15 protein-coding genes are annotated in these 12,033 nt (G+C 66.2%); 9 read left to right on the forward strand and 6 right to left on the reverse strand.

The window, feature by feature from the left end; genetic code table 11:
• Positions 1-197 precede the first annotated feature (197 nt).
• The gene (locus tag JWQ89_RS05165) at positions 198-398 is read left to right on the forward strand and encodes a hypothetical protein (RefSeq protein WP_299639012.1); all 201 of its coding nucleotides are present in this window, start codon (positions 198-200) and stop codon (positions 396-398) included.
• A 99-nt stretch (positions 399-497) separates the two neighbouring features.
• On the forward strand, positions 498-905 hold the full coding sequence (locus JWQ89_RS05170) for a YciI family protein (RefSeq protein ID WP_299639014.1): 408 nt from the start codon (positions 498-500) through the stop codon (positions 903-905).
• Positions 906-1,020: 115 nt separating this feature from the next.
• Here the strand turns inward: JWQ89_RS05170 and JWQ89_RS05175 are convergent, their stop codons facing one another.
• Positions 1,021-1,203, reverse strand: coding sequence for a hypothetical protein (locus JWQ89_RS05175; protein ID WP_299639016.1), 183 nt, complete (start codon positions 1,201-1,203; stop codon positions 1,021-1,023).
• 164 nt (positions 1,204-1,367) lie between these two features.
• Here JWQ89_RS05175 and JWQ89_RS05180 point away from each other — a divergent pair, with 164 nt between their 5' ends.
• Complete coding sequence (locus tag JWQ89_RS05180; RefSeq protein WP_299639017.1) at positions 1,368-2,423, forward strand: LacI family DNA-binding transcriptional regulator; 1,056 nt, start codon at positions 1,368-1,370, stop codon at positions 2,421-2,423.
• Between the two features lie 42 nt (positions 2,424-2,465).
• Positions 2,466-2,741, forward strand: coding sequence for a hypothetical protein (locus JWQ89_RS05185; RefSeq protein WP_299639019.1), 276 nt, complete (start codon positions 2,466-2,468; stop codon positions 2,739-2,741).
• Between the two features lies 1 nt (position 2,742).
• Here the strand turns inward: JWQ89_RS05185 and JWQ89_RS05190 are convergent, their stop codons facing one another.
• Positions 2,743-4,473 carry a GGDEF domain-containing protein gene (locus JWQ89_RS05190; RefSeq protein WP_299639021.1) on the reverse strand — a complete coding sequence of 577 codons (1,731 nt, stop codon included), beginning with the start codon at positions 4,471-4,473 and terminating at the stop codon, positions 2,743-2,745.
• A gap of 257 nt (positions 4,474-4,730) precedes the next feature.
• Between JWQ89_RS05190 and JWQ89_RS05195 the strand changes: the two genes are divergently transcribed.
• Both JWQ89_RS05195 and JWQ89_RS05200 read left to right on the forward strand, forming a co-directional pair.
• Positions 4,731-5,105: a YciI family protein gene (locus JWQ89_RS05195; RefSeq protein ID WP_299639023.1), complete on the forward strand. Its 375-nt coding sequence runs from the start codon at positions 4,731-4,733 to the stop codon at positions 5,103-5,105.
• An 18-nt stretch (positions 5,106-5,123) separates the two neighbouring features.
• The gene (locus JWQ89_RS05200; RefSeq protein WP_299639025.1) at positions 5,124-6,347 is read left to right on the forward strand and encodes an RNA polymerase sigma factor; all 1,224 of its coding nucleotides are present in this window, start codon (positions 5,124-5,126) and stop codon (positions 6,345-6,347) included.
• On the opposite strand, the gene JWQ89_RS05205 is transcribed toward JWQ89_RS05200, so the two are convergent.
• The gene (locus JWQ89_RS05205) at positions 6,344-7,360 is read right to left on the reverse strand and encodes a D-glycerate dehydrogenase (protein ID WP_299639027.1); all 1,017 of its coding nucleotides are present in this window, start codon (positions 7,358-7,360) and stop codon (positions 6,344-6,346) included. The two genes, JWQ89_RS05200 and JWQ89_RS05205, sit on opposite strands and share 4 nt — an antisense overlap.
• A 92-nt stretch (positions 7,361-7,452) precedes the next feature.
• On the opposite strand from JWQ89_RS05205, the gene JWQ89_RS05210 reads away from it, so the two are divergent.
• The gene (locus JWQ89_RS05210; RefSeq protein WP_299639029.1) at positions 7,453-8,031 is read left to right on the forward strand and encodes an SH3 domain-containing protein; all 579 of its coding nucleotides are present in this window, start codon (positions 7,453-7,455) and stop codon (positions 8,029-8,031) included.
• A gap of 12 nt (positions 8,032-8,043) precedes the next feature.
• On the opposite strand, the gene irrA is transcribed toward JWQ89_RS05210, so the two are convergent.
• Positions 8,044-8,487: an iron response transcriptional regulator IrrA gene (gene irrA / locus JWQ89_RS05215; RefSeq protein ID WP_299639031.1), complete on the reverse strand. Its 444-nt coding sequence runs from the start codon at positions 8,485-8,487 to the stop codon at positions 8,044-8,046.
• Positions 8,488-8,645: 158 nt separating this feature from the next.
• Between irrA and fabA the strand changes: the two genes are divergently transcribed.
• Together fabA and fabB are read left to right on the forward strand one after the other, a co-directional pair.
• The gene (gene fabA, locus JWQ89_RS05220) at positions 8,646-9,155 is read left to right on the forward strand and encodes a 3-hydroxyacyl-[acyl-carrier-protein] dehydratase FabA (RefSeq protein ID WP_299639033.1); all 510 of its coding nucleotides are present in this window, start codon (positions 8,646-8,648) and stop codon (positions 9,153-9,155) included.
• 42 nt (positions 9,156-9,197) lie between these two features.
• A complete protein-coding gene (gene fabB / locus JWQ89_RS05225) occupies positions 9,198-10,421 on the forward strand; it encodes a beta-ketoacyl-ACP synthase I (RefSeq protein ID WP_299639035.1) in 1,224 nt (407 codons plus the stop codon).
• A 716-nt stretch (positions 10,422-11,137) separates the two neighbouring features.
• On the opposite strand, the gene moeB is transcribed toward fabB, so the two are convergent.
• Positions 11,138-11,854, reverse strand: coding sequence for a molybdopterin-synthase adenylyltransferase MoeB (gene moeB, locus JWQ89_RS05230; RefSeq protein WP_299639037.1), 717 nt, complete (start codon positions 11,852-11,854; stop codon positions 11,138-11,140).
• A partial coding sequence (locus JWQ89_RS05235; RefSeq protein WP_299639038.1) for a DUF2259 domain-containing protein occupies positions 11,851-12,033 on the reverse strand: 183 nt, incomplete at its 5' end. The genes moeB and JWQ89_RS05235, both read right to left, overlap by 4 nt.

A 12,033-nucleotide genomic window follows, 5' to 3' on the forward strand; every position in this document is an offset into this window, starting at 1 on the left:
TCTATGTGCGGTACCGGCGCGCCAAGATCGACGTCGTGGGCGCCCCCTCGCTGATCCAGACGGTGCGCGGGGTCGGCTACATGATGGTCAGCCGCCCCGAGCCGTCTCTCTCCAAGTTCTAACCGAACCCTCAATGCCATCTAATGTCGGTGGCCTAGCTTCCTCGCCGCGACACCCCCCCGCGCCGAGGAAGACCGATGTCCGACGAAATCTGGCCCGCCATCAAGGTAGAGCGCTTTTACGACGAGCCGCTGTCGCAGTACGAGGCGCGCCGCAAGGAGATAGTCTCGATCATCGACGGCTTTCGCCACGGCCGTTTCGAGGGCGCCATGGCCGAGCGGCTCGAGCAGCGCCTCGTTGCATTGCAGGACGGGATGGACCTCCCCGCCGTCGCCTGATCTGTCATCGTGGGTAGCTGGTCCGGGCCCGGTTCGACCGGGCTCTTGTCTTGCTGCACCAAGCCGGGTTCACCGGCGGCAGAACCCGGGAGAACTCCGATGCGCTACATGATCATCGTCAAGTCGCACGAACCTTCGCCTCCGCCGAGCTCGGAAATGCTCGCCGCGATGGGCAAGCTCAACCAGGAGATGATGGACAGCGGCATCCTCCTCGCCGCGGAGGGCCTGCAACCCTCAAAGAGCGGCGCCAAGGTGGTGATGGAGGGCGGCAAGCTCGTCGTCCAGGACGGCCCCTTCGCCGAAGCCAAGGAACTGATCGGCGGCTTCTGGATCATCAAGGCGGACTCGCTCGCCGACGCCATCGCCTGGGTGAAGAAGATTCCCATGTGGGCCGAAGGCGAGGAAGTCGAGATCCGGCGCGTCTCCGAAGTCAGCGACTTCGTTCGCGACGACATCTCTGCCGAAGCTCTGGACAGCGAACAGGCCTGGCGGGACAGGCAGCCATAGATGCGGGCCGGGGAGCCGGGTGGTGCGCCCCTCTGACAGTCGTCTCCCTCCCCTTTCTGCGGGAGGGTCAGGGTGGGGGCAACACGTGCCGGTGCCTATTGACAAAGCCATGCCCTCACTGCCGCCCGCGCCGAGGCCCCAGAGCGCGGTCGAACAGGTCTCGCGCCGTCTGCAACGCCGAGGAGTGCGGCACCTGCAGCTCCGCGCCCTGTTCCGGGCCCTCGCCCTCGGCGCGGCCGAAGTTCGTCCCCCAACGCCGGCGATAGGCATTCTTGTAGAGATAGCTCGCGGGAATCATGACAAGTCTCCTTTCTAACTGAACCGATTCAAAGCGCGGATAACAGCTTTGAATCGGTTCAAAACATACGCCTCGAAGATCGGATGTCAAGCAGAAATTGAACCGATACAAAAACGTGCTATATCAATGGGAAATTGAATAGCCGGCAAACGGGAAGGTTCGAAATGGGAGATCTGGTGCGCTTGAGCGATGTGGCGAAGGCGGCGGGCGTGTCCCAGGGCACCGCCTCCAATGTCTTCAGCCGCCCGGACCTCGTCCGCCCCGAAGTGCGCGAGCGCGTCCGCGAAACCGCCCGGCAGCTCGGCTATGCCGGCCCCGACCCGCGCGGCCGGCTGTTGCGCGCCGGAAAATCCAACGCCATCGGCGTCGCCACCGTCGAGCCGCTGTCCTATTTCTTCGAGGATCCCTTCGCCCGCGTTCTCATGACGGGCATCTCGGAGGCCTGCGATGAGCGCGGCGCTGGTTTGGCCTTGGTCTCGGCCCGCAACACCGAGCGGCTCGCCTGGAACATCCAGAGCGCCTTAGTGGACGGCTTCGTGCTGCTCTGCATCGAGAACGGCGAAAAGCTGGTCGAACTCACGCGCGAGCGGCAATTGCCATTCGTCGCACTCGCGCTTGGCAAGCCCGACGACACCATCTCTGCCATCGGTATCGACGACTATGCCGGCGCGCAGATCGCGGCCCGACACCTCGCCGAGCTCGGCCACCGCCGCTTCGGTATCCTCGCCATCGAGTTCGGCGATCTGCACGAGGGTCCGGTGAGCGACGCCGAAATTGCCGACGCCACCTACTCGACCTCCCGCGACCGCGCCTACGGCTATTTCGAGGAACTGGCGCTCTACGGCGTCGACCGAAAGTCGATCCCGGTCTACGAGACCCGCAGCACCGCCGACAGCGTCCGCCGCGGCGTCGAGCATCTCCTCAACTCCGCCGAGCGGCCGACCGCCATCCTTGCCATGTCGGACCGGGTCGCGATGTTCGCCCTCGAGGTGCTGGCGGAGCGCGGCCTCAGCGTCCCCGGAGACATCTCGATCGTCGGCTTCGACGGCGTTCCCGAGGCGGCCGGCGTCACCCCGCCGCTCACCACCGTCGCCCAACCGATCGCCGAAATGGGCCGCCGCGCCGTCAAGACCATCCTCGAGCACAGCGGCGGCGTCCACCGCGAGAGCCTTCCCGTCGAACTCGTCGTCCGCCATAGCACCGCTCTGCCGAACGCGTGATCGTGACTTGCAGTGCACACCGCAAAGCACCAAGGTCCGGTGATGCGTACCCTCCTCGCAGCCTTGGCCGTCATCGCCCTCAGTTCGGGAGCCCAAGCCTATTGCTTCCCGATACCGGATACCGTCGCCACCGGCTACGTCGACAACCAGATGCACCGCACTCTCTGCATCCAGCGCAAGATGTCGCAAGCGGCCGATGCGCGCAAGCTCGCGACCGAGTTCGATGCAGCGCTCGGCCGGGTGCAGCGTGACCTGCAGCAACAGAAGGTCATGCTCCAGCAGCAGCAGAGCCAGCTCGACGCGCTTTACTGGCGCTAGCCTACTCCGCAGCGGCGCGCGGGAATTCTTCCAGATGTGACGCTTCATCGACCACCCGGTCGATGCGGAAGGGCCGCAGCGGCGCTTTCGCCACCTGATTGCGACCGGCCTGCTTGGCCTTATAGAGCGCCGAGTCGGCCGCCGCGAGCAGGTCCGCGACGCTTTGCGAGGTGTGGGGCAGAGACGCAACGCCGAACGAGGCCGAAATATCGGTGCCGAGCGTGTTGCCGAGCTCCTCGATCCTCAGCCTCAGCACTTCCGCCTTGTCCGCCGCACGCTCGAGCGGGCAGTCGGGCAGGATCACCACCAACTCCTCGCCGCCGAACCGGCAGACGATGTCGGTTTCGCGGAGCGAACCGGTCAGCGCCAGCGCCGCATCGCGCAGCACTTGGTCGCCGAAGGCGTGGCCATGCTCGTCGTTGAGCCGCTTGAAATGATCGAGATCGACCATCACCAGCGAGATCTCTCGGGCCTCGCGTTCGGCGAGGCGGACGAAGCGCTGCAGGCAGTCTTCCATGTAGCGGCGGTTGTAGAGCCCGGTCAGCGGGTCGCGCAGCGCCTGGTTCCTGAGCTTCTCGCGCAGCGCCATATTGGCAAGCGCTAGGCTCATGCCGTCGGCCAGCGCCGAGCCGAGGTCCGTCGCCCGCTCCAGCCGCTCGACGGCGCTGATGCCCGATGCGAACAACTGCAACAGCCCGACGATCTCGCCGCGGGCGATCATCGGGATTTCGAGCGACGCCTCTGTCCCGACATGATGCGCGCAGCAGAGCTTGGTGCCGTCGCCGCGGTTGAGGTGCGGCTTGCCGCGCTTCAGCGCCCAGCAGCCGCCCGGATTGATCGTTTCGGGCAGGGCGTCGTTCGCCGCGCGCGCCCAGGTGGTCGACAGCACCAGCCGGTCCCGCGAATTGTTGAACACGTAGAGCGCGCCGGAGAAGCCTGGGACCAGATCGATGGCAGTCGCGCTCAATACCGCATTGGCGTCGGAATGGTCCGACGCGCTTTGGAGGACATCCGCCATCTCGAACAGCCGCGCCACCTGTTCGCGCGAACGATCCGCCGATTCGACGGCCGCAGCACGGCCATCGGCCTCCGAGACGCTCAGGCGGAAGGCGTAGATCAGCCCGAGGATGGCGAGAAGCCCGGCACCGAGCTGCAGCAATAGCACCAGCAGCGTGCCGATCTGGATACGCTCGTCATGCATGGCAAGTCGCGCATCGGTGTCGCGCAGCACCCGCTGCACTTCGGTGCCTATGGCAGCGAGGGTCGCGCCGGTATGCCGGTTGGCGATCAGCGCTTGCCCTGCCTCGCGGTCGCCAGCGCTCGCCAGGGCAATCGCATCGGTCCAATTTGTGATGAGTGCCTTGACCAGCGCCTTTGCCGGCGTGGTGCCAGACGGCAGGCTGATCGGTGCCAACGCATCGAAGATCTGCGCCTCGCCACCGAGCAGCGCGACCTGCGACAGGTGGCGGGACAGCGCGCCGCCCTCCCCCGCAAGATAGCGCAGAGCGTCCGCGTCTGCTTCGGTGAGCGCCTGGTACGTGGCGCGCAGCTGCTGGCCCTGCGCGCGGATATCCGTGACGGCGCGCTGCTGCGTACTGACATGGATGAACCCGCCAATGGCCGTCACGACAAGGACGAAGACCAGCACGACGGTGGCGAGTGACAGCATGCGCGAGCGTACGCGCTCGGGCGGAAGCGTGCGTCCATTCATCTGCGTCAGGCCGGCGAACATGGCTCGGAAGGCCCCCAAGGCTCCTGCGAATCCGAAGATGATGACAAAGATCGGCGTTCCTGCGTTATCCTATGCGGCAAAGCGCTTAGCGCCCGGTGAAGCGGTCTGGTGAAAGGTCGGGTTAGGAAATCGCTAAAATGCTGGTGGTGCCCACCAGGTTCGACAGCAGGGAGAAAATCTGGCTGAGTTTCCCGACCGCCTGTCGAAACCACGCCACAAGGCTCGACTAGCTGGCAACATCCCGGAAGGAGCCGAGCATGCGATATCTCTGCCTTGTGCATTTCGACGGAAACGAAGTCTTCGGAAAGCTCGACGCCCCCGGCAAGATCCAGCTCGACATCGACTCCCTCGGCTACAACGAGGAGCTCGAGGCCAGCGGCAACCTGGTGGCGACCCAGGCGCTGCAATCGGCCAATACCGCCGTCCTCGTCCGGGTTCGCGAGGGCAGGGTCTCGACCACCGACGGGCCGTTCATCGAGACCAAGGAGCAACTCGCTGGCTTCATCCTGATCGAGGCGCGCGATCTCAACGAGGCGATCCGCATCGCGTCCGGCATTCCACTCGCGAAGCTTGGCACCATCGAAGTGCGGGCCATCTACGACATTCCGCGCCACGAGGGCGCCGCACCATGACCGGGAGGTGAGGCGCAGGTGACCAGCATCGATGCCGTGTGGCGCGCCGAATCGAGGCGCGTCCTTGCCACGCTGATCCGGCTGCTCAGGGATTTCGACCGGGCCGAGGAAGCGCTCAACGACGCCTTCCTTGCCGCCGCCGAGCAATGGCCGCGGGACGGCGTGCCGGCCAATCCGCGCGCCTGGCTGGTTTCCGCCGGGCGCTTCAAGGCCATCGACCGGCTGCGCCGCAAGGCCCGGTTCGATCGTGTCGCCGCCGAACTTGCCCTCGCCGACGAGGAGACCGAGATGGCGCCTGAACCCGAGCACATCGCCGACGACCGGCTGCGGCTCATCTTCGTGTGCTGCCACCCCGAGCTGCCGCCGGACGCGCAGATCGCCCTCACGCTGCGCGAAACCTGCGGGCTCTTGACCGAGGAGATCGCCGCCGCGTTCCTCGCCAAGCCCTCGGCCATCGCGCAGCGCATCGTCAGGGCCAAGTCCCGCATCCGCGATCTCGGCCTGCCCTACGATGTGCCCGAGCCGGAGGAGCTCGCGGTTAGGCTCGATGCGGTGCTGCGCACCATCTACCTGATCTTCAACGAGGGCTATGCTGCGAGCCACGGCACCGAACTGGTGCGGGTCGACCTTTGCGACGAAGCCATCCGCCTCTGCCGGCTGCTGATCGCGCTGCTGCCGGAGTCGGACTCCGAGGCCGAGGGGCTGCTGGCGTTGATGCTGCTGCAGCATGCGCGGGGTGCTGCACGCACCGATAGGGCGGGCGATCTCGTCCTCATCGCCGACCAGGACCGGCGGCTGTGGAACCGGAGCGAGATCGCCGAAGGCGTCGCGCTCGTCGAGGGGGCGATGGCGCGCCCGGTCCTCACCGCCTACGTCATCGAGGCTGCGATCGCGGCCGAGCACGCCATCGCCCCGACAGCCGAAGCCACAGACTGGCGCGAGATCGTGCAGCTCTACGACCTGTTGCGCCGCGCCGACCCCTCGCCGGTGGTGGCGCTCAATCGGGCGGTGGCGGTGGCGATGCGCGACGGGCCGGAGGCCGGGCTGCGCGAGATCAACGCCATCCTCGAAGGCGGGAGACTCGACGATTTCCGCTACCTGCACGCAGCGCGCGCCGACCTGCTGCGGCGGCTCGGCCGGCGCGACGAGGCGCGGGCGGCCTATGCCGCGGCGCTGGAGCTGACGCATCAGGCGGCCGAGCAGCGCTTCATCGAGGGACGGCTCAACGAGTTGCAGGACTAGCCGCGCGCCACCTTGGTGCGGCTTTCCGGCAAGACCCGGTGCGGCGGCTGCGCCCCGTCGATGAAAGCCCGGATGTTGACGATCACCGTCTCGCCCATTTCGAGCCGCGCCTCGAGCGTCGCCGACGCCATATGGGCGGTCAGCACTATGCGATTGTCGCGTGCCAGCTGCAGCAGCCGCGGGTTGATGCCGTTGCGGTTCTCGAACACGTCGAGCGCCGCCCCCGACAGGTGCCCGTTGACGATCTCGCCGATCAGCGCATCCTCGTCGACCAGCTCGGGCCGCGATACGTTGACGACGAAGGCATCCTGCCGCATGCGGCCCAGCCGCGTCGCGTTGAGGATGTGGTGGGTGGTGCGGCTGAGCGGGGTGTGGAGCGACACGATATCGACCTCGCCCACCATGTCGTCGAGCGATTCCCAATAGGTCGCGCCCAGCGCTTCCTCGATCTGCGGCGGACGGCGGTGGCGTGAAAAGTAGTGGATGTTGAGCCCGAAGCTCAGCGCCCGCTGGGCGACCGCGGTACCGATTCGCCCCATCCCGACAATGCCGAGCGCCTTGCCGCGCAGGCGTCGCCCCAGCATCCAGGTCGGTGACCAGCCCGGCCACTCGCCGGTGCGCGGCAGTACCTCGGCGCCCTCGACGAGCCGGCGTGGCAGGGCCAGCATCAGCATCACCGCCATGTCGGCGGTGTCCTCGGTCAGCACCGAGGGCGTGTTGGTGACGGTGAGCCCAGCCGCGTAGGCCGCCTCGATGTCGATATTGTCAAAGCCGTTGCCGAACTGTGCGATGAGCTTCAACTCGCTGGGCAGCCGGGCGATCAGCTCGGCATCGATCCGGTCGTTGATCGACGATACCAGTACGTCCTTGCCCTTCACCCCCTCGATGATCGCGTCGGGGGAGAGCGCCCCATCCACCGGCTTGCATGTTACGTCGAACAGCGTCGCCATCCGCGCCTCGACCTGCGCGGGCAGGCGGCGGGTGACGAAAATCCTGGGTCGGCTGAGGGTCAAATGCGGTGCCTTTCAGCGACCATTAAGGTCTTTTGCCTAGTGATAGGAAAAAAGCACACCCCTGCAAAGTCATGTTCGGCAAACCCAGCTCCATGCTCCTCACGAGGCGCTCCCACGGGCGGCAGATCAAGGCGATTCTGCGCGCTCTATTCCTGACACTGCTCGCCGGGGCGGGGATAAGTTCGCCGCACGCCGGCGTTGCCGCCGAAGGCCCCAGCGGCCTGCCGCTGCCGCGCTTCGTCACCACCCGCTCCAACCCGATCAACGTGCGCGTCGGCCCGGGCACCAAGTACGACGTCGCCTGGGTCTATGTGAAGGCGGGTACGCCCGTCGAGATCATCCAGGAATTCGATACCTGGCGGAAAATTCGCGATGCCGACGGGTCGGAAGGCTGGCTGCATCAGAACCTGTTGCAGGGCAAGCGCGCCGGAATCGTGGCGCCCTGGAAGCCCGCGGGCGAGCAGGTCGCGCTGCTGCGCTCGGCCGACGACAGCTCCGGCGTCCGCGCCTGGCTGACGCCGAGCTTCCGCGTCGACATCAAGGAATGCGACGGCAAGTGGTGCGAAGTGGTGGCGACCACCCACCCGGTCAACGGCAATCCGCAGAGCTTTGACGGCTACCTGCACCAGACCGACTTGTGGGGCGTCTACAAGGATGAGGAATTCGACTGAGAGGCCCGCACCTCAGCGGACCTTCCGGACCCTGACCACCACGTCCACATGCGTGATGTCCATGCCGAGCGGAGGCTCGGGCAGGTTCTGGATGACGATGGCCGAGGATGGGATGTCGATCACCCGCTGCTCGTCCTCGAGGTAGAAATGGTGGTGGTCCGAGGTGTCGGTGTCGAAATAGGACCGCGACGCATCGACCGCCACTTCGCGCAAGAGGCCCGCTTCGCGGAACTGGTGCAGGCTGTTGTAGATCGTCGCCAGCGAAACATTGACCCGCGCCGAATTGGCCTCGGCATGCAGCTGTTCGGCGCTGACATGGCGATGCGGGCCCCCAAATAGCAACTCGGCCAGCGCCACGCGTTGCCGCGTCGGCCGCAATCCCGCCATGCGCAGCACGGCCGTCAGGCACGGTCGGCGCGACGGAACGGTCCGTACGAAGAGGCTGCGATCGGTCATATGATCCTTTTGCGACAGGCCAGTCAGGCTTCCAGCTTATAACTTTGGGTGTGCACACGCACAAGCGGCGGTCGGTCGCGGCCCCTGCGCAGCTTGACCCTCCGCCCCCCTCTCTCTAGATACGGTCTCCACTGTCCGATCGGAGAAAGCCCCTGCCCATGGCGGAGCGCAAGAACGCATACGGCTACGACGACCTGATCCTGAGCGGCAAGGGCGAGCTTTTCGGCCCCGGCCGAGCCCAGCTCCCCGCCCCGCCGATGCTGATGTTCGACCGCATCACCCGGGTCGATTCCGATGGCGGCGCCCACGGCAGGGGCCAGGTGCGGGCCGAGCTCGACGTCAATCCGGACCTCTGGTTCTTCAAGTGCCATTTCATCGGCGACCCGGTGATGCCGGGGTGCCTCGGACTCGATGCACTGTGGCAGATGCTCGGCTTCTATCTCTGCTGGGACGGATCGCCCGGCAAGGGGCGGGCGCTGGGGTGTGGCGAGGTGAAATTTTCCGGCCAGGTCACCACCGAGGTCAAACTCGTCGAGTATGGTATCGATCTCAAGCGGGTGATGAAGTCCCGGCTGGCGCTCGGCATTGCGGACGGCTGGGTCAAGGCGGACGGCAAGATCATTTACGAGGCCGGCGGCCTGCGCGTCGGTCTGTTCACCGAAGCCTGACCGCCTGCAGGACCAAAGCGTTCGCGGCCAAGAGGAGCTGATATGAGGCGGGTTGTCGTCACGGGCATGGGGATCGTCTCCTCCATCGGAAACAATCTCGATGAAGTGGTCGTGAGCCTCAGGGAGGCCAAGCCCGGCATCGTCTTTGCCAAGGAATACGCCGAGCTCAACTTCCGCTGCCACGTGCACGGCGCGCCCAAGCTCGACCCGTTCGAGGTGCTCGACCGCCGCACCACCCGCTTCATGGGCAAGGGCGCGGCCTGGAATTACATCGCCATGCAGGAGGCGATCGCCAATTCCGGGCTCGAAGAGAAGGACATCAAGAACCCGCGCACCGGCATCATCATGGGCTCGGGCGGTCCCTCTACCCGCACCGTGATCGAAGCGGGCGACATCACGCGCGAGCGCGGCCCCAAGCGCATCGGGCCGCTGGCCGTGCCCAAGGCGATGAGTTCGACCGCTTCGGCAACGCTGGCGACGCCGTTTGGCATCAAGGGCGTCAACTACTCGATCACCTCGGCCTGCGCGACATCCAAGCACTGCATCGGCGCGGGCTACGAGCAGATCCAATGGGGCAAGCAGGACATCGTCTTTGCCGGCGGCCACGAGGATCTCGACTGGAGCCTGTCGAACCTCTTCGACGCCATGGGCGCCATGTCGACCGACTTCAACGAGACGCCCGAGAAGGCCTCACGGGCCTATGACCTGAAGCGCGACGGCTTCGTCATCGCCGGCGGCGCCGGCGTCGTGGTGCTCGAGGAATACGAGCATGCCAAGGCCCGCGGCGCGACGATCTATGCCGAACTGGTTGGCTACGGCGCGACTTCGGACGGCTACGACATGGTGGCGCCGTCGGGCGAGGGCGCCACGCGCTGCATGCAGATGGCGCTCGAGACGGTCAAGGGGAAGGTCGACTACATCAATCCCCACGCCACCTCGACCCCGGTCGGCGACCTGAAGGAGATGGAAGCCATCCGCGCCGTGTTCGGCACCGGCGACGCCTGCCCGCCGATCTCGGCCACCAAGTCCCTCACCGGCCATTCGCTCGGCGCCACCGGCGTCCAGGAATCGATCTACTGCATCCTGATGATGCAGAACCGGTTCCTCTGCGAGAGCGCCAATATCGAGGAACTCGATCCGGTCTTCGCGGATATGCCGATCCTGCGGCAGCGCCGTGACAACGTCGATGTCGGCATCGCGCTGTCCAACAGTTTCGGGTTCGGCGGGACGAACGCCACCTTGGTGTTCCAGCACCCGGACGCGTAGGCGCCGGGAGAGCCGCTTGCTCCTCCCCATACTCGATGTCATCCCTACGAAAGCAGGGACCCAACTCGTCGCTTGCGCTTGCTGATGCATGGGTCCCAGCTTTCGCTGGGATGACACCGAGTTTGGAGTGTGGTCGGTGGTCCGTGAACAGGGCATGCTGATCCGTCCGACAGCCTTTCGGCTTCGGGGTTTGAAGGGTCGAGCGGGGTCCGGCGAGGCGTTGGCCACGCGGGTGGTCCGCAAATGAAAAGGCCGTCGCCTCGCCGGAACCGTCAGGATTTTTTGGCGGGGGATATGAGGGAGCGTTATTCACCCTGCCCCGAGGGACAGGCGTGTCCGGTTGCCCATATCCGCGGCCGCCATGGGACGACTCCCACAGCTCCCGACATCCCCACCGTTCGTTCGTCGCGAGAGCCGCTCGTGTGGAGGACGGGGGAGTATCGCATGGGGGGAGAGGGCGGGGATAAGTGGCGTCGAGTTTTTAGCACGTCATTGAAAAACCTATGGATCGTGGCTCCGCGCACCCCCTCCTAACCTCCCCCGTCAAGGGGGAGGTGCGCATTGAGTTGGGGGCTTGATCGTGCCTAACGCACCGGCGGGCACCCTCCCCTTGACGGGGAGGGTTGGGAAGGGGTGCACCCGGAACTCGATGGAAGATCGAGGCCTGGCCTCGGTTCTGTCACCTGGGCAGCGAGGCCGGGGCTTGGGAGGCGCCCCTAGTAGTTCAGCTCCGTGAACCTCGCCGCGCGGCCGTCGTAGAGCAGCAGCCGGCCGACCAGCGGGTCGCCGATGCCTGTGACCAGTTTGATGGCTTCCATGGCCATCAGCGTGCCGATGACGCCGGTGACGGCGCCGAGGACGCCCACGACCTCGCAACTGGGGAGGTCCGATTCGTCCGGGGTGTCGGGGTAGAGGTCGCGGAACTGCTTGCCGGCGGGCATGAACACCGTGACCTGGCCGTCGAACATCGAGACGGCGCCCGAGACCAGTGGCAGGCGGGCGGCTTCGGCGGCTTCGGCGACGATGGCGCGGGTGCCGAAATTGTCGGTGCCGTCGAGGACGAGGTGATAGCCGGCCAACAGGCGGGCGGCGTTCTCGGACGTGATGCGCTCGATATGGGGGACGAACTCGACATGCGCGTTGAGCCCGGCGACGAACGTGCCGGCGCTCTCGGCCTTGGGCGTGCCGATGCCGACGCTCTGGTGGATCATCTGGCGTTGCAGGTTCGAGAGCGACACCGTGTCGTGGTCGACGACGCCGAGCGTGCCGACGCCGGCTGCCGCGAGATACGCGATGGCGGGGCTGCCGAGGCCGCCGGCGCCGATGACCAGTACCTGCGCGGACTTGAGTTTCTGCTGCCCGTCCCCGCCGACGCCGCGCAGCACGATATGCCGGGCGTAGCGCTTGATCTCCTCGGGGCTGAGCGCGCTCACGGCATGCCTTTCACCGGGACCGCGACGAAGCGGCGATTCGGGCCCTCGAAACCGTGCGAGAATACCGAGATGATCGCGACAGGGGTCTTGCCCTCTGCGGCCCAGTTGACCGGCGCGACGATGCCGTAGAGCCGGTAGGCGACGGTGCAGCCGCGATTGGAGGGGATGGTGTCGTCGCG

The organism is Devosia sp. (assembly GCF_028290645.1).
Lineage (GTDB): Bacteria > Pseudomonadota > Alphaproteobacteria > Rhizobiales > Devosiaceae > Devosia_A.